We start from the raw sequence: 22,978 nt of genomic DNA on the forward strand, positions 1-22,978 counted from the left end.
TAATGAATGAACGTCCATTTTACAAGACCACCGCGAGCTGCTCGGCCACGGCGTTGAGCAGGTCGGCCCCGGTGAAGGGCTTCTCCAGCAGGTGCACGCCCGGGTCGAGGATGCCGTTGCTGGTGAGCACGGGCTGCGCGTAGCCGGACATGAACAGCACCCGGGTCGCCGGGCGCAGCTGCAGCACCCGCTCGGCCAGCACCCGGCCGAGCATGCTCGGCATCACCACGTCGGTGAGCAGCAGGTGGATCGCGCCGCCGTGCTCGGAGGCGAGCTGCAGCGCGGCGACCCCGTCGGCGGCCGAGAGCACCGTGTAGCCGCCCCGGCGCAGGATCCGCGTGGTCACCTCGCGCAGCGCCGGCTCGTCCTCGGCGACGAGCACGGTCTGGCCGCGGCCGGGCGGGCGCGCGACCCGGGCGGTGTCCTCGGCGACGAGCACGGCGTCGCTGGCCGGGAGCAGGATCGTGATCGTGGTCCCGACGCCCGGCTCGGAGTAGATCTGCACGCTGCCGCCGGCCTGGGCCACGATGCCGTAGACGGTGGCCAGCCCCAGCCCGGTCCCCTCGCCGCTGGGCTTGGTGGTGAAGAAGGGCTCGAAGGCCTGCTCGATGACCTCGCGGGGCATGCCGGTGCCGGTGTCGGAGACCCGGACGCGCACGTGCGGGCCCGGCGTGAGACCTTCGCGGACCGCCGTGTGCCCGTCGTCGACGAGCACGAGCCCGGTGTCGATGGTCAGCTCGCCGCCGCCGGGCATCGCGTCGCGGGCGTTCACCGCCAGGTTGACCAGCACCTGCTCGAGCCGGCCGGGGTCGGCGACCACGGTCGGCAGCCCGTCGGCCAGCGCGGTGCGCAGCGAGATGTGCTCGCCGATCGAGCGGTTCAGCATCAGCTGTACCTCGCCGATGACGGCGTTGACATCCAGCGGCCTCGGGCGCACCACCTCGCGGCGGGCGAACGCGAGCAGCTGGTGGGTGAGCTCGCTGCCGCGGCGCCCGGCCCGCAGGATCTGCTCGGCGTCGAGGGCGAACGGCGTGTCGGAGCCGTCCTCGACGATGAACTCGGCGTAGTTGAGGATCACCGCGAGCAGGTTGTTGAAGTCGTGCGCGATGCCGCCGGCGAGCTGGCCCAGGCTCTCCAGGCGCTGGGTGCGCTGCTGGCGGACCTCGTCCTTCTGCCGCTCCGCCTCCTCGCGCAGCCGCCGGTGCTCGGTCATGTCCCGCACGCTGGCCAGGGTGATCTCGCCGTCGTCGCCCTTGAGCGTGCTCAGCGTGATGTCGACGGGCAGCCCGGTGCCGTCGCGCCGGTGGGCGACCGCGGACTCGCCCCGCGACGCGTCGACCCCGCCCGGCAGGAGCCGCCGCACGGGCATCCCGATCATGTCGAAGCGCGCGATGCCGAAGAGGCGCTCGGCCGAGGCGTTGACCAGCACGATCCGCTCGTCCTCGCCGACGCCCAGCAGCGGGTCGGGGGCCGCGTCGAGCACCGCCTGCACCTGCGCCTCGGCCCGCTCGCGCTCGCTCATGTCGCGGGTGATCGTGGTGACCCCGACCGTGCGCCCGTCGGGGCCGGTGAGCGGCGACACCAGCATCGACACGGTGACCTCGGTGCCGTCGCGCCGCTGCCGTACCGTCCGGAAGCGGTCGACCCGCCCGCCCGCCGCGACGATCGCGCGGATCTCCGCCTCGTCCCCGCGCCGGTCGGGCGGGATGATGACGTCCTTGGGCCGCCCGACCATCTCGCCCGCCGCGAAGCCGTAGAGGCGCTCGGCCCCCGGGTTCCACGACAGCACGCGCCCGTCGAGGTCGGTGGTGACGATCGCGTCGTGCGAGGACTGCACGATCGAGGCGAGCAGCGACTGGGCGGGGTCGAACCCTTCCGCGCCCGTGTCGCGGATGGTGGCCACCAGCAGCGGCCCGTCGTCGTCACGGATGACCGAGAGCGTGATGTCGGCCAGGAACTGCGAGCCGTCACCGCGCACCATGGTCAGCGGCTGGCCGGTGCGGACCGCGGGGTGCTCGCCGTCCATGTACGCGGCGAGCCGGGGCACCATCGAGGGCCCGTCGGCCGGCACGAGCACGTCGACGGCGCATCCGGACAGGTCCTCGCGGCCGAACAGCGCCCGGGCGGCGGCGTTGGCCAGCACGATCCGCCCGCCGTAGCTCGAGATGATCAGGGGGTCAGGCGCCACTTCCAGCAGGCTCTCGGCCAGGCGCTCCGTCCACCGCATTTCACCAAGAGTAGAAGAATCGTGACTTTGCGTTTTAGACTTCGGACATTTCGGGAACATGTGACATATGAGCGTTGACCCGAACCGGCCCAGCGCCGCCCGCATCTACGATCACTACCTCGGCGGGCGGCACAACTTCGCCGTGGACCGGGCCGTGGCCGCCCGCGCGCTCGCGCTCATCCCCGACCTCCCGCGCATCGCCCGGGCCAACCGGGCGTTCCTGCACCGCGCGGTGCGGTACGCCGCCTCCCGCGGGGTGGTGCAGTTCCTCGACATCGGCTCGGGGATTCCGACCGAGGGCAACGTCCACGAGATCGTGCCGTCCGGGAAGGTGGTGTACGTCGACGTCGACCCCACCGCCGTCGTGCACGCGCGGCAGATCCTGGCCGGCAACCCGTCCACCGCGGTCATCCAGGCCGACCTGCACGACGCCGAGCAGATCCTCGGCGATCCCCAGGTCAAGGCCCTGCTGGACTTCACGCGCCCGGTCTGCCTGCTGCTCGTGGCCATCCTGCACTTCGTGCCGGACACGCCGCAGCTGCGCGCGGCCCTGCGCGCGTACCGCGACGCGCTCGCGCCCGGCAGCCTCATCGCGCTGTCCCACGCGACCGGGGAGGTGGGCGACCTCGCCGACCTGTACACGCGCACCGGGACGCCGATGGTGCTGCGCGACCGGGGCGAGCTGGCCGGGCTCCTGGAGGGCTGGGACCTCGTCGAGCCCGGCGTGGTGCACGGGCCCGCGTGGCGCCCGGACGAGCCCGTCGCCGACCCGGACTCGTACGCGACGCTGGCCGCGGTCGCGGTGCGCCCCTAGGGCCTGTTTCACAACTGGGGTGGGAGCGAGGCGGAGTCCAGATTTCGCGACGCCAAGGCTGGCCCGGCGCGCTGCGCCAGGCCGGCCCAGCCAAGGCGCTGCGTGTGCCCCGCGGAGGCCTGGCTACCGGTGTTGTAACCCGGCCTTCGCGGGGTGCGCGCAGGCGGAATCTGGGCCCGCCGCAGCCCCGCCTCAGTTGTGAAACAGGCCCTAGAGGTCCTCGTCGGCCGCTTCCGCCTCGGCCGTGATGACGAGCCGCTCGACGTGCCGGTGCGGCGCGGGCCGGCCGGCCACGGGCGCCTCGGCGGCGACCGCCTCCAGCGCGGCCCACACGTCCTTGAGCGCGTCGCCGGCCCCGCGCAGGTGCAGGGTGGGCGAGCCGCGCAGCTCGATCACCAGCGGCCCCTCGGCCCGCTCCTGCACCACGGCGCCGTTGCGGATCGGCACCCGCACGGCCGGGCCGGCCTCGCGCAGGAGGTCGGCGAGCGCCCGCAGCGCCGCGGGCGAGCCGGTCAGGTCGAGGTTGTCGCCGATCACGCGCAGGCGGCAGTACCGCTGATCGTCCATCCCGCCATTCTGCCGCCGCGCCTTCAGGGAAACGCAGCGGCCCGCTGATCGCCTCATCGCGCATCCCGCCACGCTGCCGCCGCGCGTCCGGGGAAAACGCAGCGGCCCGCGTTGTGGCGAACGCGGGCCGCTGCTGCGAAAGGAATCTTGGACTAGGGGGCTTCGCCGAGCGTGACGGTGACCGTCTGCTCGCTGCCGTTGCGGTTGATGGTGACCTGGACCTTGTCGCCGGCCTTGGCACCCTGGACCGCGTTGATGAGGCCGGTCGCGTCGTTCACCGTCGCCGAGCCGAACTTCGTCACCAGGTCGCCGGTCTTCAGGCCGGCCTTGTCCGCCGGGCCGCCCGCGACCACGCCGCCGATGAGGGCGCCGCCGTTGCCGTCGGTGAGCTGCACACCGAGGTACGGGTGGCTGACCTTCCCGCCCTTGGCGAGCTGGTCGGCCGAGGAGCGGGCGCGGTTGGCGGAGATGGCGAACCCGACGCCGATGTTGCCGCTGTTCTCCCCCGCGGTGGCGATCGCGGTGTTGATGCCGACGACCTCGCCACGCAGGTTGACCAAGGCACCGCCGGAGTTGCCGGGGTTGATGGCGGCGTCGGTCTGGATCGCGTCCGCGATGGACTTGCCGCCCTGCTCGCCCTCGATCGTACGGTGCAGCGCACTCACGATCCCGGCCGTCACGGAGCCCTGCAGGCCGAGCGGGGAGCCGACCGCGAGCACCGTGTCGCCGACCCGCAGCGCGTCACTGTCGCCGAACTTGGCCGGCGTGAGCCCGGAGACGCCCTGGATCTTGATCACGGCGATGTCGCCGGCCGGGTCGGTCCCGACCACGGTCGCCGCGGCCGTCTTGCCGGTGCTGAACGTGACCTGGAGCTTCGAGGCCCCGGCCACCACGTGGTTGTTGGTGATGACCTGCCCGTCGGCGGTCATGATGACGCCGGAGCCCTCGGCCTCGCCGGTGCTGATGTCCACGACGCTGGGCAGCACCGTCTCCGCCACCCCGCCGACCGAGGACCGGTCCAGGTTGGGGGCCGGGTTCTGCGACACCACGGAGGGCGACGCGGCCTGCTTGTCGCCGGCGAGCTGGGTCGCGACCAGTCCCCCGCCGAACGCCGACAGCAGCGCGAGCACGACGGCACCCACGATGAGCAGGCCCACCCGTCCGCCGCGCTGCCCTCCCGGCTGGCCGTACCCGGGCTGGCCCGGGTGCGGCGGGTATCCGGGCGGCGGGCCGTACGGGTGGCCGGCCTGCGGGAAGGCGCCCGTGCTGTGGCCGTAGGGGGCGCCGGTGGAGATCGGGGTCGTGGCGAAGGTGCCCGTCGGGTGGCCGTTGGCCGGGAGCTGCTGTGTCGTGTGGGCCGCCGGGTAGGCGTGGCCGTTCGTCGCCGGGCGGCTCCAGGGGGAGCCGGGCGGCGCGACGGCGGGCTGGGGCGCGGTGACGGCGCCGCCGGGGGGCGCGAACACGGGCGGGTGCGGCGGGGCCGGGGGCGCGGAGCTCATGGCGGCCGGCGGGGCCGAGGCCGGGTAGGCGGGCGGCGCTGAGGCCTGGGCGCTCGGGTCCGACGGGGTCATCCAGGCCGGCGGGGCCGAGGACGGCGCCGGGTTGTACTGGGACGGCGGGGCCGAAGACGGGGCCGGGTGGTACTGGGCCGGCGGGGTCGCGGCGGGCGGGGTCGGTGGGGGCCAGGATGCCTGGGGCGGCTGCGGCGGAGCGGCGAGCTCTTCCGGCTTCGAAGCGGGGCCGGGCGTCTCGGCGGGCTCCGCAGTGCTCCACTGGCGGTCCTGGTCACTCATGATGTCCAGATTGCACGCCGCGGCTGCCACGAAACTGGATTCTCCCTGGGAGAAAGCCGAGAGCCGCGATTCGACCGCCGCAGTCGGATACGTCCGGCTTCGTCCGGGGCGATGACAACCCGCTACATGATGATATAAGCGATAAATCAGGACAAGCCTGCTTGTCCGGATTTATCGCTGACGGCCGGGTACATCGGGCGTCCGGCGTGCGGAAACGGTCATCGTCGCCACGCCGTCGTCGTCGCCCACGCGCCGGCGAGCCGAAGCCGCGGGCGCGAGCGGCCTGTGCACGCCCGGCCCTGCGCAGAGAAACCGTCGCCGCCCGCCGACGAGCCGGGGCCACGAACGCGCCCAAGCGCCCGCCGAAACGGCCACCGCGCCGCCCGTCCGACAAGACGCAGCCACCAAACGCGCCCAAGCGCCGCCGAAACGGCCACCGCGCCGCCCGACCAGACGCAGCCACCAACGCGCCAGTGCGCACCCGAGCGGCCCGCGGAAACGGTCACCATCGCCACGCTGTCGACAGCGCCCGCGCGCCGGCGAGCCGCGAACGCGAGTGCGAGCGGCCTGTCGCCCCGCCGTCCGCAGAAAACCGTCGCCGGAGAAGCTGGAGACGCGAGCGCGGGCGGCCCGGGCACGAACCCGGGCGCCCGCGGCAAGCGGCACGTGGTGTCAGGCGGTCCAGTCGGGCCGCAGCGGGTACGAGGAAACGCCGTCCTTCGTCGTCTTCGTCGCGAGGATCTGGTGCAGCTGGATCTCGTTGCGCTCGAACGCGAGCCGCGAGCCGGCCATGTAGAGGCCCCAGACCCGCGCGGTGCCGAGGCCGACCTCGTTCACGCACGCGTCCCAGTGCTCGACCAGGTTGCGGTTCCAGCCGGCGAGGGTCAGCGCGTAGTGCAGGCGCAGGTTCTCCTCGTGCTGCACCTCGAACGCCGCGTCGTGCACGGCGCTCACGAGGCGGCCCGGCGAGGCCAGCTCGCCGTCGGGGAAGACGTAGCGGTCGATGAAGGCGCCCGGCTTGTGCGAGGCGCGGTTGTCCGAGCGGGTGATGCAGTGGTTGAGCAGGCGGCCGCCGGGCTTGAGGCGATCGCGCAGCGCCCCGAAGTAGCGCGGGTAGTTTCGCACGCCGATGTGCTCGGTGAGGCCGATGGAGCTGACGGCGTCGAAGTGCTCGAGGGGGGCGTCGCGGTAGTCGAGGTACCGTACCTCGGCCAGGTGGCCGAGGCCCTCCCGCTCGATCGCCTCCTGCGCCCACTCGGCCTGCTCGCGCGAGAGCGTCACGCCGAGGGCGCGCACGCCGTACTCGCGCGCCGCGTGCCGCACCATCCCGCCCCAGCCGCAGCCGACGTCGAGCAGGCGCTGGCCCGGCTTGAGCGCGAGCTTGCCGGCCACGAGGTCGTACTTGTTCGCCTGCGCCTGCTCGAGCGAGTCGGACTCGGAGCGGTAGCAGGCGCAGGTGTACGTCATCGACGTGCCGAGCACCATCTCGTAGAAGCGGTTCGAGACGTCGTAGTGGTGGTGGATCGCCTCGGCGTCGCGGCCCTTGGCGTGGCGCAGGCCGAGGCCCGCGAGGGTGCGCTTCCAGCCCGGGGTCGCCTCCTGCGGCGGGGGCGGCGGCGGGCGCAGGCGCTCCCAGCCGAGGCCGCGGACCAGCCGCAGCGCCTCGCTCGCCGAAGGCATCCGCAGCTGCAGGCCGGTCGCGAGCGCCCTGAGGGCCGGGTACGGGTCGCCGGGGTGGGCGCCGCGGACCTCGAGGTCGCCGGTGACGTACGCGCGGGCCATGCCGAGATCGCCGGGCGCGGTGAGCACGTAGGACAGGCCCCGCTCGGACGCGACGTGCAGGCCGATCGCGGCGTCCTCGGGACCGACCGCGCTGCCGTCGTAGGCGGTGATGCGGACCGTCGGCTCGCTGTTGGTGACGGCCCGGACGATGTCGGCGACCTTGGGCACGGGGGGCCGGCGGCGGGGCTGGCCGGGTACGGATCCTTGGGTGTTCGTCGGACGGTAGGTGCTGGTCATCTGCGCCCCACAACCTTGTCGTAGAGGTCGGTCAATCGGTGACCGGGGTCGTAGCGGTCCTTGGCGGCGCGGTACGCGGGACCGCCGTAGAGCCGGTCGAAGGTCTCCCGGTCGTAATAGGCATCGGAGTAGAGGGACTTGTGGCCGCCGAGCTCGAAGACCTTGTCCTCGATGAGGCGGTTCACGTCGCCGTCGGCGCGGCCCGGCTCGATCGGCACGGTGCCCCAGAAGCCGACGTTCACGTAGGCCTGCCCGGCATGCATCGGGTAGAGCGGCCACTCCCGCTCCCGCAGTCGCAGGGGACAGAGCCAGAGCGGCGCCATCGGTACCTCCCGGGCGAACCACCGCAGGAAGTCGCCCGTGCGTTCGAGTGGCAGCTCGACGTCCTGCACGACCCGTTCGCGGTCGAGCTCGCCCCGCCAGCGGCCGACCTTGGCGGCGAAGCCGTAGCGGTTCTCGAGGCGGACGATGCGGTGGTACACGTCGGAGCGGCGGTACTGCCGCGGCCACAGCCGGCGCACGGCGGGGATCTGCGCCCCGAACGCGGCCGAGCACCAGAACCAGTCGGTATCCCAGCGCCACAGGTAGTCGTAGGCGGAGAGACGATCGCCGGCCTTGGCGCGCAGCGACTGGTAGTAGACGTCCTGCCCGGTGTAGTCGCTGGACGGGCCGGGCTCGTCGGTGAACTGGCCCAGCACCAGGTAGGACTCGCCCGGCCGGAACACGACGCCGTCCATGACGTCGACCGCCCGGCCCTCGTACTGCCCGGTCTTCATCACCTCGCCGACGACCTCGAGCAGATCGTCGAGCTCGTCGAAGCGCACGTTGCTGGTGCGCACCCCGGCGGCGATCGGCATCAGCTCGATGCGCAGGCGGGTGGCGTACCCGAGGCTGCCGAGCGAGTTCGGGAACGCCTCGAACAGCTGCGCGTGCTCGTTGTCGGGCCGCACCGTGAGCACCTCGCCGGCGCCGGTCAGGATGTCCAGCTCCAGCACCGACTCGTGCGGCAGCCCGTGGCGGAACGAGGTGGCCTCGATCCCGAGCCCGGTGACGGCGCCGCCGAGGGTGATGGTGCGCAGCTGCGGTACGACGAGCGGCATGAGCCCGTGCGGGAGGGTGGCGTCGACCAGGTCCTCGTACGTGCACATGCCCTGTACTTCGGCCGTTCGTGCCGCGGGGTCGACCTCGATCACTCCCCCGAGCCCGCTGACGTCCAGCCCGTGGTGCGCCTCGGCGCGCGGCCGGAACAGATTCGAGGTCTTCTTCGCCAGCCGCACCGTGTTGCCGAGTGGAATCGCGGCGTAGGAAGCTTTGAGGGTATCGACGGCCCGGCGGTGCGCCGCCCAGCCGACCGGTTGACCACGTCCCATGCAACCACCTCGCCTTTCCCCGTGAAGTGGAGGCTTGCCTCAGTTCAAACTTGCACACTCCGCAAGATCAGCCAACGGCTGGTGACTGAACTCACGCACACGTGTAACTCCGGCGATACCCCGGCGCCTCGGCCACCATCTCCCCCGCTCGACGCGTTTACAACCATCTCGGCGTGGGACTCCGGCCGGACCGGCGGCCACCCGGCGCTCATCCGGGCGGGTGACGGGTGCGCGGCCCCGGGTGAGGCGCCCCGGTGCGGTCCTGCCACCGCGGAGGCCGGGATTCCTGGCGGGAGCGACGGTCCGCACCACCGCGGACCCGAGCCATGGAAATGCCGCGGACGTTGACCCTCCGGAGGCGACCCCGGGCGGCGGTGCGCGCGGGACGGTGGGCACATGACGGTGAAGGACCTCGCGACCCTGACCCCGAGCGGGTACCCGGCGGTGTCCCTGCTCATGCCGACCCACCGTACGGCGCCGGAGAACCTGCAGGACCCGATTCGGCTGCGCAACCTGCTCGCGGAGGCGCGGCGGCGGCTCGAGCACGACGAGACGGTGCCGCGGGAGGTGGCGTCGCAGGTGTACGACGAGATCGCCACGGCCGCCGGGCAGGTCGATCTCCGGCACACCGGCGACGGGCTGGCGGTGTTCGCCTCGCCCGGGCAGGTGCACGTGCGCGTGCTCGACTCCCCGGTGCAGGAGCGGGTCGTCATCGCCGAGACGTTCGAGGTGCGCGACGTCGTCGCCGACGCGGCGCGGCGCCACCGGTACTGGGCCGTCGTCCTGTCCGAGCAGCCCACACGGTTGTGGAGCGGCGACGGGGCCGAGCTCGTCGAGGTGACCACGCACGGGTTCCCGTTCACGCACGAGGGCATGGGCCTGCCGCGCGACTACGGGCAGGAGCCGAGCAAGCACGAGCGCGAGCGGCACCGGCGCTTCTTCCGCGACATCGCGACCGCGCTCGGCGAGGTCGACCGGCTCGACCCGCGGCCGGTGTTCGTGCTCGGGGTCGACCGCTACCTCGCGCACTTCGCCGCCGAGTGGCCGCGCCCGTTCGCCGGCACGGTGCTGGGCAACTACGACCACGCGGGCGCGCACGAGGTGTACGAGCTGCTGGCCCCGCGCCTGGCCGCGTACACGGCGATGGAGCAGGTCGCGGCCCTCGAGGCGCTGGACGCGGCGCGCGGCGCGAACCGGTTCGCGGCCGGCCTGGCCGAGTGCTGGTCGCTCGCGCACCAGGGCCGCGGCGCGCACCTGCTGGTCGAGGAGGGCTTCCACAGCCCCGCCTGGGTCCACGACGACCACCTGCACCCGCCCGACCAGGAGCCCCACCGCGACGCGCCGGGCGTGCTCCTCGACGACGCCGTCGACGACATCGTCGAGACCGTGGCCCGCCAGGGCGGCGAGGTCACCTTCGTCGGCGACGAGAGCCTCGCCGCCGACGGCCGGATAGCGCTCATCGTCAGGTTCTAGAAGCGCATGGCTCGGGTCCGCGGTGGTCCGGACCGTCGCTCCCGCCAGGCATCCCGGCCTCCGCGGTGGGTCGAAAAGCCGCTAGAGCCGCAGGCCCGCGATGAAGGCCGCCGCCGCCTCGTCGTCCGCGACCGGTTCGGGGGCGAAGAACGTGATGAACGCGTGCTGGAAACACGCGCCGAGGATGAGGCCGGCCAGGGCCTCCGGCGAGGCGTCCGCCGCGATGTTGCCCAGCGCCTGCTCGGCCCGCAGATACGCGGCCAGGCCCTCGTTCGCGCGGTGCGGGCCCAGGTTGCGCGCGCGCAGGTGGTCGCGGTGTGCGGCCAGGATCGCGGGGTCCGAGAAGATCGAGGCGAACATCGGGAAGCCGTCGCGGTAGAACGTGATGCACACGGTCGCCAGCTCGGTCAGGATGTCGCGGACCGGGGCCGAGCCAGCGCGGCCCGGCAGGGTCATGAGCATCGGGATGAACTGCGGGCCGCGCTCGTGCAGGACCACGACCATCAGCTCGAGCTTGTCGCGAAAATGCTTGTAGAGCGTCGCCTCGGAGAAGCCCGCCTCGCGCGCGATCTCCTTCGTCGTGGCGTTGGCGAGGCCGCGCTCGCGCAGCACGCGCGCCGCGGCGTCGAGGATCACGTCGCGCGTCGTCGCCAACCGGCACCCCTTCCGAAACTCGTGGTCACGTGCCATCGTAGGGGTTAGTGAGTACTCACTAACCGACAGGGGGGACGTCAGGCATGAAGCTGACCGTGTTCGGGGCGACCGGCGGGATCGGTCGCGAGCTCATCCGGCAGGGCCGGGCGCGCGGGCACGAGCTGACCGCGGTCTCACGGCGGCCCGTCGACCTCGGCTGCGAGGTTGTGGTGGCCGGCTTCGGCGACGCCGGCGCGCTGGCGGCCGCGGTCGCCGGGCGGGACGCGGTGCTGTCGGCGCTCGGGATGCGGCCCGCGGAGCTGAAGGCGCGCCGGAGCCGGGAGCCGGGCGCGCGCAGCACGGTGCAGGCCGACGGGGCCCGGGCCGAGGTCGCCGCGATGCGGGCCACCGGCGTGCGGCGGATCGTCAGCGTCGACGCCGCGGGGCGGGTCGCGGACGGCGGCGACGGGCCGGTCACGCGGCACGTCGTCAAGCCGCTCCTGCAACGCCTCCTCGGCGAGGGGTTCGCGGACCTGGCCGTGGCCGAGCGGGTGCTGCGCGACAGCGGGCTCGACTGGACGCTGATCGCGCCGCCCCGGCTGACCGACGGGCCGAACCGTCCATATCGGACGGTGCTCGACGTGAACGTCCGGGGTGGACGGACGCTGTCGCGCGCCGACGTGGCGGATGCGATGTTCCGGGCCCTCGACGAGCCGGAGTGGATCCATCGCCGGGTCAATGTCGCGTACTGAACGAGGACCCGCACGAGGGCGCGACGACGGCCGGCCGCTCAAGGAGGCAGAGCAGCCGGCCGGGTGACCGCGCGTGCCGGGAAGTCCCTCGTCAACCCGGCACGTTGCATGCAGCGGTCAGCTCATGACGCCCAGGTTGACGAAGTCCACCATGCCGTAGTACTGCGTGATGTAGACGTTGGTCAGCCGCGGGTTGCGGTAGTTGAGCGCCTTGTCGTAGGTGAAGGGCATGTAGGCCGCCGACTCCGACACCTTGCGGTTGATCTGCTTCCAGATCTCGGCGTTCTTCGCCGGGTCGGCCTCGGCCGCGGCCTGGTCGATGAGCGAGTTGATCTCCGGGTCGTTCAGCTCGGCGTAGTTGTTGTTGCCCGACTCGGAGATGGCCCGGCCGTCGACGAGCGGCTTCAGGAAGCCCGACGCCGCCGGGTAGTCAGCGCCCCAGCCCGCCATCATCAGGCCGTAGCCCTTGTTGTGCACGTTGCTGGGCGAGCCGATGGTGGAGCGGAAGTACAGGCCCGAGTCCTGCGGGTCGAGCTTCGCGGTGATGCCGACCGCGGCGAGCGACTGCTGCAGCGCCTCGGCGGTCTTGGGCTCCTTGCCCTGGTTGCGCGTCGCGATGACCGTCTCGAAGCCGTTCGGCTTGCCGCACGCCGCGAGCTCTTCCTTGGCCTTGTCGATCTGCGGCTTGCCGGACTTGGTGTTGAACAGGTCGTCGGCCGGGTCGTGGCCGTTGATCGTCGGCGGCAGCATGTTCGTGGCGATGTCACCACCGGCCTCCGCGCCACCGCGGGCGGTCTGCATCGCGGTCTTGTCCAGCGCGTACTGCACCGCCTTGCGGCAGTGGATGTTGTCGAACGGCGCGACCTTGGTGCTGATGGCGACGTAGCGGATGAAGCCCGTCACCGGCGCGTCGGCGTTCTTCTTCTTCTCCGGGTCGAGCAGGATCTTCGGCTGCGCGCCCTGCTGGACGCCGGTCTGGGCGATGTCCAGGTCGACCTCGTTGGACAGCAGCTGGTTGTCGATCTCGTCGACCGCGGTGCCGTAGGTGATCTCGATGCGGTCCGGCAGCGCCTTGCGCACGGTGTCGGTCGCCGGGTCCCACTGGTCGTTGCGGACCATGGTGAGCTTCTTGCCCTGCTCCCACGACTCGAACTTGTACGGGCCGGTGGACTGCGGGTGGTTGGCGTACTGCGTGCCCGTGTCCTTGGAGCGCTGCACCGGGCTCGACGCCGGCATCTGCAGCCAGTAGAGGAGGTCCGAGTTCGGCTTGGCCAGGTGGAACACGATGGTGTTGTCGTCCGGCGTCTCGACGGACTTCAGGCCGAGCTTGTTCGGGTCGGGGTCCTTGTACGCGCCGGGGTAGTTCTGGCCCTGGTCGAGCGCGTCCACGAGCCACTTCGGGCCGGCGTTGACGACCTCGGAGGCGAAGATGCGCTCGATGCCGTACTTGATGTCCTTCGAGGTGACGGGCGCGCCGTCCTCGAACTTGACGTTCGGCTTCAGGTGGAAGGTGTACGTCGTGCCGTTGTCGGTCGGCTTGGGCACCTCGGTCGCGAGGTCACCCACGAGCTTGAGCCCGTCGGCGCCCGGCTTGGACTCGTTGGCCAGCAGCGTCCGAACGTAGAACCCCTTCATGATGTTCCACTCGCTCGCGTAGTACGCGATCGCCGGGTCCCACGAGTCGGGGTCGGGGTTCGTGGTGAGCTTGAGCGTGCCGCCCTTCTTGTCGGACGGGTTCAGCACACCGCTGATGGCCGCGTTGTACCCCCCGGAGCCTTTCTGACCGTTGTTTTTGCTGGTATCGTCGCCGCTGGAGCCGCCTCCGCAGGCCGACAGCGCGAGCGCCGCGGCGGCCGCACCGGCCACCATCGCACGCCTTCTCATATGTGCATACGTCATATTCACGAGCAGGGCCTTTCAGGGTGCCGCGGTTGTAGGGCCGCGGATTCGGGGTCCCGGACGCAGGCAGCACCCATCGACCGGCGCCCGCTTCGGCCCTCCACGGCGTGCCGCTCGGATGCGGCTCGAAACGTGTGCACAGTGGACCGTCCACTGTGCACAGGGCGTGGGCATGCACCACGCCCACCGTGTGGGTCGCCGGATGTCGGTTGACGATGGCGTTGCTACGTCACGTTGACGGCGATGTTCGTCGCCGTCATTGTGCAAAGACCTCGGGCGGCCCGGCCCGGTTGCGTCGGGAACTTCATTGCCGGATAACGGATTGGTCACCGCGCAGCGGGCCGCCGGTCAGACCGCGAGCGCGCAAACGGTTGCCTGCGTTACCGATTCTTGTCCGACCGCCGCGACGCGTGCCTCAGTCCTCGTCCAGCCCCTTCAGCAGCGCGATGTTCCCGGCCTCGTCCGGGTCCGGCCCGGGGGTCTCGAGAAAGGCGCGGAGCACCTCGACGGCGACGTCCGGGGCGAGGCGCTTGAGGCTCATCGCGAGGACGTTGGCGTCGTTCCAGAGGCGGGCCCCGCGGGCGACCCAGGGGTCCCAGGCCACGGCGGCGAGGACCCCGGGGACCTTGTTGGCCGCGATGGCCGTGCCGGTGCCGGTCCAGCACATCACGACACCCAGGTCCGCGCGGCCCTCGGCCACGGCCCGGCCCACCCCGGCGCCGAGGCCGGGCCAGGGCTGCTCGCCGAGGCGCAGCACGTCGTGGCCGGCCTCGGCGAGGTGGGCGAGGACGGCCTCGGTGGTCGCGTTGCTGTCGTCGGCCGCGAAGGCGATGCGCACGACCCCATTGTGCCCGTCCATCGTGCGCCTCCACGATGCGATCAGGTGGTGACGCGGTCCGGGCCGTAGGCCTTCGGCTTCTCGAACCGGAGCCGCTGGGTCAGCGCCACGCAGGCGAGGACGAGGACGGCGGCGGCGAGGGCGATCGGCGGGACGTGCTCGTGCAGCAGCCACGCGGACCAGGCCAGCGTGAGGACCGGCTGGGCGAGCTGGGTCTGCCCGACGCGGGCGACGCCGCCGCGGGCCAGGCCGGCGTACCAGGCGAAGAAGCCCAGGAACATCGAGATCACGGTGAGGTAGGCGAAGCCGGCCCATCCGGCGGCGGGTGCGGCCGGCGGGTGGCGCAGCGCGGCCGTTGTGGTGATGGCGACCGTGGCGGGCAGGGCGAGCACGAGCGCCCAGCAGATCGTGCGCGCGCCGCCGAGCTCGCGGGCCAGGGCGCCGCCCTCGGCGTACCCGAGGCCGCACAGCACGATCGCCGCCAGCAGGAACAGGTCGGCGGGGCCGAGCGCGCCGGAGACGGAGCCGCTCAGCGCCAGGAACACGAGGACCGCCAGGAGGCCGGCCGCGCCCGCGAGCCAGAAGACCGGGGTCGGGCGCTCCCGGGCGCGCAGGACCGCGAAGCCGGCCGTCATCGCGGGCAGCAGCGCGACCACGACGGCGCCGTGGGCGGCGGTGCTCGTCTGCAGGGCCAGGCTCGTGAACATCGGGAAGCCCGCCACCACGCCCAGCGCGACCACGGCCAGGCGGCGCCACTGGGCCGCGGTGGGGCGCGGGGCGCGGACGAGCGCCAGATAGGCCGCGGCCAGCAGGCCCGCGCCGACCGCCCGCCCGAACGCGACGAACCACGGGTCCAGGTGCTCGACGGCCACCCGCGTGGCCGGCAGCGACATGCTGAACCCGAGGACGCCCAGCGCGCCGAGCGCGGCCCCCGTTATCGCATCCGAGCGGGTAACGTTATCCTTGCTTCTCATGAATGACGATAACGCAGCCGATCGCGTTATCCAAGATCTGCGCGCCGTCGCGACCGGGTCGGCGCCCGGGAGCCGGCTGCCCACCGTGCGGGAGCTCACCGCGCGGCATCAGGCGTCGCCGATCACCGTCAGCCGCGCGATCCGGACGCTGGCCGCCGAGGGGCTGCTGGACACGCAGCCCGGGCGGGGCACGTTCGTCGCCGCGCGAGCCGCGGCCGCGCCCGCGCCCGACCTCTCGTGGCAGTCGATCGCGCTCGGGCCGCGGCCGGCGGGCGAGGACGCGATGTCGGCGCTGCTGGCGGTACCGCGACCGGGGGCGATCCCGTTGTCGAGCGGGTACCTCGACGAGGACCTCCAGCCGGCCGCCACGCTCGGCGCCGCGCTCGCCCGGGCGGCCCGGCACCCCTCGAGCTGGCAGCGCGGGCCGGCCGAGGGGCGCGAGGACCTGCGCGCCTGGTTCGCCCGGGGCGCCGGGGCCCTGCGCGCCGACGACTTCGTCATCTGCCCGGGCGGGCAGGCGGCGCTCTCGACCGCGTTCCGCGCGCTGGCCGCGCCGGGCGACACGGTGCTGGTGGAGTCCCCGACCTACCTCGGCGCGCTCGCCGCCGCCCGCGCCGCCGGCCTGCGCGTCGTGCCGGTGCCGGCCGACGCCACCGGCGTGCGCCCCGACCTGCTCGCCGCCGCGTTCAGGCGCACCGGCGCCCGGCTGTTCTACTGCCAGCCGATGTTCGCCAACCCGCACGGGGCCACGCTCGCGCCCGGGCGCCGCGAGCGGGTGCTGGCCGAGGTGCGGGCCGCGGGCGCGTTCCTGCTCGAGGACGACTACGCGCGCGACCTCGCCATCGACGCCGATCCCCCGCCGCCGCTGGTCTGCGCCGACCCGGACGGCCACGTGGTGTACCTGCGCTCGCTCACGAAATCCGCCGCGCCCGGCCTGCGCGTGGCCGCGATCGGCGCCCGGGGCCCGGCCGGCGCCCGGCTGCGCGCGGCCCGCGTGCTCGACGACTTCTTCGTGTCGGGCCCGCTGCAGCAGGCCGCCCTGGACTTCGTGACCTCACCGGCGTGGCCGCGGCACCTGCGGGCGCTACGAGCGGCCCTGCGCACGCGCCGCGACGCGCTCCTCGACGCGATCCGGCGCCACCTGCCGGCGTTGGATCCGCCATCGGTACCGCGCGGAGGCCTCCACGCCTGGCTCCGCCTCCCCGACGGGACCGACGACGTGGCCGTGACGACCGCCGCGGCGGCCCGGCACGTGGTGGTCTTCCCGGGACGGCCCTGGTACGCCGCCGAGCCGGACGCGCCGCACCTGCGCCTCACGTTCGCCGCGGCTCCCCCGGCGCTGCTGGAGGAGGGCGTGCACCGGCTCGCCCGGGCGCTGCACGACTAGCCGCCACCACCACGACTCGACCCGCCGCCCGGGCACTCGTTCGTCCGCCGCGCTCGCCCGGCGCTGCTGAGTCGTACACCGGCTCGCCCAGGCACTGCACGACTAGCGGCCGCCACCACGACTCGACCCGCCGCCCGGGCACTCGCTCGTCCGCCGCGCTCCCCCGGCGCTGCTGAGTCGCGCACCGGCTCGCCCAGGCACTGCACGACTAGCGGCCGCCACCACGACTCGACCCGCCGCGGCTCCCCCGGCTCCCTCGGCACACGTTCGTTCACCGCGGCCGCGTGGGCTCTCCCCCGGGCGCTGCTCGGCCAGCCCCGACGGGACCGACGCCGCCGTCGCGACCGCCGCGGCTCCCCCGGCACACGTTCGTTAACCGCGGCCGCGGGGGCGTCCGCTCGGCCGGGTGGCGTTGTGCCATTCGCGCGCTCGGCCTCGTTCACGCGCGTTGGGAATCCTCAGGCGGACTTCGGCGGGGCCCAGCCGCTCGTGCCGGTCGGGGTGCCCAGGATCTCCATCAGGCCGAGGAGGCTCAGAACGCGGCGCACCCCCGGGCTGGGGTTCACGATCCACAGGTCGCTGTTGTTCGTGATGGCGTGGGCGCGCGCGCTGACGAGCTTGCCGATGCCGGTCGAGTCGATGAAGGTCACGAGGCTCATGTCGACCTCGACGGCACGGGCGCGGACGTCGTCGATGGCGCGGAAGAGCACCGTGCGCAGCTCGCCCACGTTCTCCAGCGTCACTTCGCCTGCGACGCGCACGCGCAGCGCCTGGTTGGGCAACGGCTCGACGGTCACGTTGAATTCGGGGAACACGGCGAAACGATCGGCGGGACTCATCGGCTCAACACCTTCCAACATTCGAGCCGCTCTCACGATACGGGCATTCACGCCGCGCGTCACCCCGGGCCATCACCATGGGCGAATCGTTCAACACCGAACGAGAACAGGGCCGCTCGCCGCCGGCCCGGATCTCGCGGCGGGTCGCGGGATCGGAGACGAGTCTGGGCGGTCGCGGGCTCGAAGCCGGGTCGGGAGCGATCACGGGCTCGAAGCGGAGCCGGGAGCGATCACGAGCTCGAAGCCGAGCCGGGAGCGATCACGAGCTCGAAGCCGAGTCACGAGCGATCGCGGGGTTGGAGTCGAGCCAGGAGCGATCGCGGGGCCGGAGGCCGCGTCAGGGGCGGTCGACGGCGATGCGGAGGCCTCGCAGCTCGTACGCGCTGATGTCCGGCTTCATCGTCACCCTCGGCGGGCTGGTCATGCGCAGGCCCGGAAGCGCGAACAGGCGCGTGAGGAAGATGTCGGACTCCTGGATGGCGACGTACGCGCCGGGGCAGCGATGCGCGCCGTCGCCGAGCGACAGCGCCGCCGGGGCCACGCCCTGCGCCAGGGGCCGGGACGGGCGGACGGCGCACGGGTCCGGGCCCACGGCGGCGGGGTCGAGGTTGGCGGCGTGCACGGCCACGTCGATGACGGCGCCGGCCGGGATCGTCACGGTGCGCTCGCCGTCGGGCACGGTGATCGGGGCCGTGGCGCGGCGCTTGAGGTTGCCGACCACCGGCTCCAGGCGCAGCAGCTCGTGCAGGATGGCGTGGCGCGCGGGTTCGGGGCTGTGACGGTACCGTTGGCGCAGGTCCTGGTCTGTGAAGAGATGCCAGGCGGCCAGGTTGATGAACTCCCGCGTGGTCACCATGCCCGCGGCCGCGAACGTGATCACCTCGCCCAGGATCTCGCCGTCGCGGCAGCCCTCGTCCAGCAGGTGCGAGATCAGGTCGTCGCGTCGGGCCCGGCGGCGGGGGCGGATCGCGGGGCGCACGTCCTTGAGGTAGATCCCGAGGAACTGCACGTTCTGGCGCAGGAACCACCGCAGGCCGGCAAGGCTCGTGAACCCCGGGCGGCCGAACTTCTCCGGGAAGAAGCGCTCCAGCCGCGCGTCGATGCCCGGGCGGCTCTCGGTCAGCCCGATCACGGCGGCGGCCACGTCGATCGCGAGCCGGAAGCTGAGCGTGGAGAGCTCGGCCTCCCCGTCGCGGCGCAGGACGTCGAGCTGCCGTTCGGCGATCTCGACCATGAGCCCGCGATAGTGCTCGTCCACGCGGCGCGGGGTGAAGAACTTCGCGGTTTGCCGACGGTACTCCCGATGCTCCGCCCCATCCCGATAGAGCACGGGCCGGCGAATGCTGGGCGGCAGCTTCTCCACCGTCTCCACGCCGAGCCCCGCCTGCACGGTGTCGGCACTGCGCAGGACGGCCCGCCCGGCCGCGTGCCCGCACACGTGCCACACTCCGTCGTCACCGCGGACCACTCCCCCGCTGCCCACGTCCTGACCGCTCACGTCCTGACCGCTCACGCGGCCGGCGCCCACTCCCCCGCCGCGCACGTCCTCATCGCTCACGGCCCCGCCGCTCATGCCCTCGTTGCCCGCGCTCGCGGCAGCGCTCGGACGCGGGCCGCCATCGCCTGGCCTCACCGGCTCGCCCTCGGCCGCGGCACGGGGACGGGGCGCCGCATCGTCCCTGATCACGGCCGGACAGCCGAACGGAACCGAACCCCGATCAACCTTGCGTGACGACCACATCGACATACTGTAAATCCCCAACCCGTTCGGCGGATTGCGCTCGTACTAGTGTTCGAACTCCGGTAGACTCGAAGCCATGATTGACCTCGCGTATCAGCCGTCGATGTTCGACGTCGCCGGCCCCTCGCTCGGGTCGCTGACCGGGCAGGTCACCCGCCACCACCTGAGCCGCGGCGCGTGGGTCGATCACCTGCCGGGCTGGGTGCTCGGGTCCGACGCCATCCTGCAGACGCTCCTGCACGAGGTGGACTGGCGAGCGGAGCGGCGCAAGATGTATGACGACGTGGTCGACGTCCCCCGCCTGCTGCGGTGGTATCCCGCCGAGGAGACGCTCCCGCACCCGCTGCTGACAGAGGCCCGGCGCCGGCTCACGGCGCATTACGTGGAGGAACTCGGCGAGCCCTTCATGACCGCCGGCATGTGCCTGTATCGCGACGGGCGCGACAGCGTCGCCTGGCACGGCGACACCATCGGACGAGGAGCCCGCTTCGACACGATGGTGGCGATCGTGTCATTCGGCTCCCCGCGCGCACTTCTGCTGCGGCCCCGCGGCGGCGGAGACAGCGTCCGCTTCCCACTCGGCCACGGCGACCTGGTGGTGATGGGCGGCTCCTGCCAGCGGACCTGGGAGCATTGCGTACCCAAGACGGCCCGCGCAGTCGGCCCGCGCGTGTCGGTGCAGTTCCGGCCGGCCGGAGTCGCCTGAGACCGGCCCACCCTCGAGGCACACGCACGCCAGACGAACGCAGTCCCGGCCGAACAGGCCCCGGGGCGGGGCGTCCGCGGCCTCGAGCAGGCCGGGGTAGAAGCGCGCGGACGCGCCACGGGAGCCATCCGAGCCCTGCGCTCGCGCCACCACCCGTTCGTGGTGCGCAGCGGGCCTGGACGTCTGCGCCTTTGTCGCCAGCGAGCCGAGAAACGAGCATGTGCTAATGCACGACGACGGCGCACACGCGGCGCTGAGCTCGTCGTTCTTCTCGAGGCACTCCTCAGCCGCTGTCCCACGCTGCGCTGATACACAATCGCCACTCCCGGTTCCCACGTTGCGCGGATACGCGATCGTCAGTCCCGGCGTTGTTGGCTTCGCGATTCGTGGGCGCATTCGGCGGCAAGAGCAAAGTGTGCGCTATTTGCGATCGGGTGCGGCCTTAGGTCGGGTTTTCGGGTCAATTCTGGGATAATTCTCGGCATGGGTCAGCTGCAGTTTTTCACGCGAAGTGAAATAGCTGCCATGCGGGATCGGAGCCGGCGCCGGAACTACTCGCCCGCCGCTGAGCAGTTCCGGCGCGAACACGCCCAGCATCGCGATTGGGGACTCGCGCAGCGGCACGCCGCGAAGCTGCGCCGCATCCACGGCGGCACCTCGCCAGCAACCCCCGCCGCTGCACCCCGCAACGCAACCGCACCCGAACCGACCACACCCGAACAGCCCAGAACTCCCACCACCGCACCCCACAAAGCAACCACACCCGAGCCCACCGCCCCCGAACAGCCCAGAACCCCCACCACCGCACCCCACAAAGCAACCACACCCGACCCGACCGCCCCCGAACAGCCCAACGCGGTCACTGCATTTCAACAGCCGGAGCAGCCGCCGCCCGCGAACGAAGGAGGCGGGCGGTGGTGGTTCGCGAGTCGACCACCCCGCCTACCGCCGAGCGCCGCGGCGGCAACGACGCCGGTATGGAGACGCATCCGCCCCCGGCCCAGCCCGATCCGCAAACCGCGGACCACACCTCACCGTCGAACCATATCGCATTTCCGGGACGCTCCGACCGTGCCGGAAATGCCGCCGAATCCGCGATACCAGACCGCTCAAACAATACCCTCCAACGAACCCCCGACGACAATTTTGAACCCCGGCGAAAACAGAGCGATGTGGATCAGGGGCCGGCCAGGAGAAGCGGGCGCGGGCCGCCACCCGGCTGGGGTTGTGCGGGGGTCAGCGTCACCGCCGTCGGGTCCTCGATCATGCGCTCCACCACCACGCCCGCGCCGCCGCGGGCGGCTGCTGTGAAGCCCAGGTGGGACGCTACGAAGTGGCATCTCGCGGCCGTTGACGCCACCGCCAGGCGTGCCAGGTTCGCCTGGGCCGCGGGGATGAGATGGTCGGCCAGCTCGGCGAAGTAGCCGCCCAGGACGATCACCCTCGGGTTGAAGAGGTTGACCAGGATCGCGCCGCCGTGGCCCAGCCAGCGGCCCACCTCCTCCACGGCCCGCGTCGCCGCCTCGTCGCCGCGTTGCAGGCGGCGGCTGATCTCGGCGATGCGCTCCTGCGGGTCCGGGACGGGGTCGTCCGAGCGGCCGTAGGCCTCGTCCGGAGTGGCCTTGCGGACCAGTTCGGCCAGGCCCACCTTGGTCTCCCAGCAGCCGGCCCGGCCGCAGCCGCAGGGGGTGCCGCCCGGCTCCACCGGCAGGTGGCCCACCTCGCCCGAGAAGCCGTCGGCGCCCCTGAGCAGGTGGCCGTTCACGATCACCCCGCCGCCGACGCCCACCTCGCCGGTCAGGTACACGAGGTCGTCGGTGCCGGCCGCCACGCCCCCGGTGTACTCGGCCAGCGCGGCCAGGTTGGCGTCGTTGTCCACGCCGACCCACAGGCCCGGCGCCAGGCCGTGCGCCAGTCTCGCCGCCACCGGGACGTCCCGCCAGCCCAGGTTCGGGGCCAGCACCACGACCCCTCGGGCCACGTCCACCAGGCCCGGCACCGCCACCGTCAGGCCGACCGGCGTCACGCCCCGCCGCACCAGCTCGGCCACGGAACGCCTCGCGGCCTCCGTCAGGTCCTCGAGGCAGCGCTCCACGTCGCGGTGCATGGCGTCGAAGCTCACGCGCTTCTCGATCACCGTGCGGCCGGTCAGGTCGGCGCCGTGGACGGCCAGGTAGTCGACGTTGATCTCGATGCCGATGGCGCCCACGTCCGGGCTCAGGGCGATCCCGCGGGCCGGGCGGGCGGCGCCCGAGGAGTCGGCTCCGATCTCCCGCACCAGGCGGCGGGTCAGCAGCTCGTCCACCAGGCTCGACACCGTCGCCTTGTGCAGGCCCGTCGCGGCGGCGATGGCGGCCCTGGACCTCGGGCCGTTCCTCCTGATGTGGCGCAGGGTTCTCGTCAGGTTGGTGCGGCGCAGGGCCAGCTGGTCGGTGGGCTCCTCCGCGGATCCGGCGCCCGCGCGTTCCTTGCTCACCATCGGCTCACCCCTGGGGCTCCAGCACGCGCGCGCCGACTCCTGCGGCGCCAACGACGTGAACACACGGCGGACCGGATTCGGCGCACGGGGCCTTGCCGAAGGGCCCGGGGCCGGGAGCAGCGCATCGACGCGGCTCACTCGTGGTCCGTCCGACGAATCAACCATGAAACATCCCGGCTGCACCAGACCCGTGGGCAACGAATCGTCAACGTTTCGAAACCCGGCGGGACAGGGCCAACCACCCGCGCAGATTCCAACGCGTCAATCGAACGGGATGCCACACAACTCAAGAGTGCGAGCGATGACCGTTGACTTGCCGGTAGCTTGTCTGCAACATTTGGCGCAACGCAGTGCAAGATTCCTACAAGCGTCAGACAGACTTTCGCTACTCTCCGCAACTCGATCGCAGCCGAACCGCCAACGCGGCTCGATCGCCCACCACCCGCCTACGGAGAGGGTTGCCGTGC

General features: G+C 72.5%; 18 protein-coding genes. 5 read left to right on the forward strand and 13 right to left on the reverse strand.

Annotation, left to right across the window (positions count from 1 at the left end):
• Nucleotides 1-19: 19 nt before the first annotated feature.
• Complete coding sequence (locus AC6JBM_RS30970) at nucleotides 20-2,227, reverse strand: PAS domain S-box protein (RefSeq protein WP_497977562.1); 2,208 nt, start codon at nucleotides 2,225-2,227, stop codon at nucleotides 20-22.
• A 67-nt stretch (nucleotides 2,228-2,294) separates the two neighbouring features.
• On the opposite strand from AC6JBM_RS30970, the gene AC6JBM_RS30975 reads away from it, so the two are divergent.
• On the forward strand, nucleotides 2,295-3,041 hold the full coding sequence (locus AC6JBM_RS30975; protein ID WP_497977563.1) for an SAM-dependent methyltransferase: 747 nt from the start codon (nucleotides 2,295-2,297) through the stop codon (nucleotides 3,039-3,041).
• Nucleotides 3,042-3,251: 210 nt separating this feature from the next.
• Here AC6JBM_RS30975 and AC6JBM_RS30980 read toward each other — a convergent pair whose 3' ends face one another.
• The 4 genes from AC6JBM_RS30980 to AC6JBM_RS30995 all read right to left on the reverse strand — a co-directional run bounded on the left by AC6JBM_RS30980 (nucleotide 3,252) and on the right by AC6JBM_RS30995 (nucleotide 8,790).
• Nucleotides 3,252-3,608 (reverse strand): hypothetical protein, encoded by a 357-nt coding sequence (locus AC6JBM_RS30980; RefSeq protein WP_497977564.1) that lies wholly within the window; start codon nucleotides 3,606-3,608, stop codon nucleotides 3,252-3,254.
• Nucleotides 3,609-3,760: 152 nt separating this feature from the next.
• A complete protein-coding gene (locus tag AC6JBM_RS30985; RefSeq protein WP_497977565.1) occupies nucleotides 3,761-5,401 on the reverse strand; it encodes a S1C family serine protease in 1,641 nt (546 codons plus the stop codon).
• A gap of 672 nt (nucleotides 5,402-6,073) precedes the next feature.
• On the reverse strand, nucleotides 6,074-7,420 hold the full coding sequence (locus AC6JBM_RS30990; RefSeq protein ID WP_497977566.1) for a class I SAM-dependent methyltransferase: 1,347 nt from the start codon (nucleotides 7,418-7,420) through the stop codon (nucleotides 6,074-6,076).
• Nucleotides 7,417-8,790, reverse strand: a complete 1,374-nt coding sequence (locus tag AC6JBM_RS30995; protein ID WP_497977567.1) for an FAD-binding oxidoreductase — start codon at nucleotides 8,788-8,790, stop codon at nucleotides 7,417-7,419. Before AC6JBM_RS30995 ends, AC6JBM_RS30990 begins: the two co-directional genes overlap by 4 nt.
• A gap of 396 nt (nucleotides 8,791-9,186) precedes the next feature.
• On the opposite strand from AC6JBM_RS30995, the gene AC6JBM_RS31000 reads away from it, so the two are divergent.
• Entirely contained in the window at nucleotides 9,187-10,263 is a 1,077-nt protein-coding gene (locus tag AC6JBM_RS31000) for an AOC03_06830 family ribosome hibernation factor (protein ID WP_497977568.1), read from the forward strand.
• An 81-nt stretch (nucleotides 10,264-10,344) separates the two neighbouring features.
• Here AC6JBM_RS31000 and AC6JBM_RS31005 read toward each other — a convergent pair whose 3' ends face one another.
• Nucleotides 10,345-10,917 carry a TetR/AcrR family transcriptional regulator gene (locus AC6JBM_RS31005; protein ID WP_350609070.1) on the reverse strand — a complete coding sequence of 191 codons (573 nt, stop codon included), beginning with the start codon at nucleotides 10,915-10,917 and terminating at the stop codon, nucleotides 10,345-10,347.
• Between the two features lie 83 nt (nucleotides 10,918-11,000).
• On the opposite strand from AC6JBM_RS31005, the gene AC6JBM_RS31010 reads away from it, so the two are divergent.
• A complete protein-coding gene (locus tag AC6JBM_RS31010; protein ID WP_497977569.1) occupies nucleotides 11,001-11,648 on the forward strand; it encodes an NAD(P)-dependent oxidoreductase in 648 nt (215 codons plus the stop codon).
• A gap of 117 nt (nucleotides 11,649-11,765) precedes the next feature.
• Here AC6JBM_RS31010 and AC6JBM_RS31015 read toward each other — a convergent pair whose 3' ends face one another.
• The 3 genes from AC6JBM_RS31015 to AC6JBM_RS31025 form a co-directional block, all read right to left on the reverse strand.
• Entirely contained in the window at nucleotides 11,766-13,517 is a 1,752-nt protein-coding gene (locus AC6JBM_RS31015) for an ABC transporter substrate-binding protein (protein WP_497977570.1), read from the reverse strand.
• Between the two features lie 445 nt (nucleotides 13,518-13,962).
• Nucleotides 13,963-14,406, reverse strand: a complete 444-nt coding sequence (locus tag AC6JBM_RS31020; protein ID WP_497977571.1) for an RpiB/LacA/LacB family sugar-phosphate isomerase — start codon at nucleotides 14,404-14,406, stop codon at nucleotides 13,963-13,965.
• Between the two features lie 20 nt (nucleotides 14,407-14,426).
• Nucleotides 14,427-15,359 (reverse strand): DMT family transporter, encoded by a 933-nt coding sequence (locus tag AC6JBM_RS31025; RefSeq protein ID WP_497977572.1) that lies wholly within the window; start codon nucleotides 15,357-15,359, stop codon nucleotides 14,427-14,429.
• On the opposite strand from AC6JBM_RS31025, the gene AC6JBM_RS31030 reads away from it, so the two are divergent.
• The gene (locus AC6JBM_RS31030; RefSeq protein ID WP_497977573.1) at nucleotides 15,358-16,746 is read left to right on the forward strand and encodes an aminotransferase-like domain-containing protein; all 1,389 of its coding nucleotides are present in this window, start codon (nucleotides 15,358-15,360) and stop codon (nucleotides 16,744-16,746) included. The two genes, AC6JBM_RS31025 and AC6JBM_RS31030, sit on opposite strands and share 2 nt — an antisense overlap.
• 458 nt (nucleotides 16,747-17,204) lie before the next feature.
• On the opposite strand, the gene AC6JBM_RS31035 is transcribed toward AC6JBM_RS31030, so the two are convergent.
• A complete protein-coding gene (locus AC6JBM_RS31035; RefSeq protein WP_497977574.1) occupies nucleotides 17,205-17,585 on the reverse strand; it encodes an STAS domain-containing protein in 381 nt (126 codons plus the stop codon).
• Nucleotides 17,586-17,922: 337 nt separating this feature from the next.
• Nucleotides 17,923-19,143: a cytochrome P450 gene (locus tag AC6JBM_RS31040; RefSeq protein ID WP_497977575.1), complete on the reverse strand. Its 1,221-nt coding sequence runs from the start codon at nucleotides 19,141-19,143 to the stop codon at nucleotides 17,923-17,925.
• Between the two features lie 259 nt (nucleotides 19,144-19,402).
• Between AC6JBM_RS31040 and AC6JBM_RS31045 the strand changes: the two genes are divergently transcribed.
• Entirely contained in the window at nucleotides 19,403-20,032 is a 630-nt protein-coding gene (locus AC6JBM_RS31045; RefSeq protein WP_433086059.1) for an alpha-ketoglutarate-dependent dioxygenase AlkB, read from the forward strand.
• 420 nt (nucleotides 20,033-20,452) lie between these two features.
• Here AC6JBM_RS31045 and AC6JBM_RS31050 read toward each other — a convergent pair whose 3' ends face one another.
• Entirely contained in the window at nucleotides 20,453-20,680 is a 228-nt protein-coding gene (locus AC6JBM_RS31050) for a hypothetical protein (RefSeq protein ID WP_497977576.1), read from the reverse strand.
• A gap of 529 nt (nucleotides 20,681-21,209) precedes the next feature.
• Nucleotides 21,210-22,511 (reverse strand): ROK family protein, encoded by a 1,302-nt coding sequence (locus AC6JBM_RS31055; RefSeq protein WP_497977577.1) that lies wholly within the window; start codon nucleotides 22,509-22,511, stop codon nucleotides 21,210-21,212.
• Between the last annotated feature and the right edge of the window lie 467 nt (nucleotides 22,512-22,978).

It is taken from the genome of Dactylosporangium thailandense, from assembly GCF_059739745.1.

Coding starts and splice junctions, on each gene's coding strand:
- AC6JBM_RS30970 (WP_497977562.1), bottom strand. CDS start 2,227: ATGCGGTGGACGGAGCGCCTGGCCGAGAGCCTGCTGGAAGTGGCGCCT.
- AC6JBM_RS31015 (WP_497977570.1), bottom strand. CDS start 13,517: ATGGTGGCCGGTGCGGCCGCCGCGGCGCTCGCGCTGTCGGCCTGCGGA.
- AC6JBM_RS30975 (WP_497977563.1), top strand. CDS start 2,295: ATGAGCGTTGACCCGAACCGGCCCAGCGCCGCCCGCATCTACGATCAC.
- AC6JBM_RS30980 (WP_497977564.1), bottom strand. CDS start 3,608: ATGGACGATCAGCGGTACTGCCGCCTGCGCGTGATCGGCGACAACCTC.
- AC6JBM_RS31020 (WP_497977571.1), bottom strand. CDS start 14,406: ATGGACGGGCACAATGGGGTCGTGCGCATCGCCTTCGCGGCCGACGAC.
- AC6JBM_RS30985 (WP_497977565.1), bottom strand. CDS start 5,401: ATGAGTGACCAGGACCGCCAGTGGAGCACTGCGGAGCCCGCCGAGACG.
- AC6JBM_RS31025 (WP_497977572.1), bottom strand. CDS start 15,359: ATGAGAAGCAAGGATAACGTTACCCGCTCGGATGCGATAACGGGGGCC.
- AC6JBM_RS30990 (WP_497977566.1), bottom strand. CDS start 7,420: ATGACCAGCACCTACCGTCCGACGAACACCCAAGGATCCGTACCCGGC.
- AC6JBM_RS31000 (WP_497977568.1), top strand. CDS start 9,187: ATGACGGTGAAGGACCTCGCGACCCTGACCCCGAGCGGGTACCCGGCG.
- AC6JBM_RS30995 (WP_497977567.1), bottom strand. CDS start 8,790: ATGGGACGTGGTCAACCGGTCGGCTGGGCGGCGCACCGCCGGGCCGTC.
- AC6JBM_RS31055 (WP_497977577.1), bottom strand. CDS start 22,511: ATGGTGAGCAAGGAACGCGCGGGCGCCGGATCCGCGGAGGAGCCCACC.
- AC6JBM_RS31045 (WP_433086059.1), top strand. CDS start 19,403: ATGATTGACCTCGCGTATCAGCCGTCGATGTTCGACGTCGCCGGCCCC.
- AC6JBM_RS31030 (WP_497977573.1), top strand. CDS start 15,358: ATGAATGACGATAACGCAGCCGATCGCGTTATCCAAGATCTGCGCGCC.
- AC6JBM_RS31035 (WP_497977574.1), bottom strand. CDS start 17,585: ATGAGTCCCGCCGATCGTTTCGCCGTGTTCCCCGAATTCAACGTGACC.
- AC6JBM_RS31010 (WP_497977569.1), top strand. CDS start 11,001: ATGAAGCTGACCGTGTTCGGGGCGACCGGCGGGATCGGTCGCGAGCTC.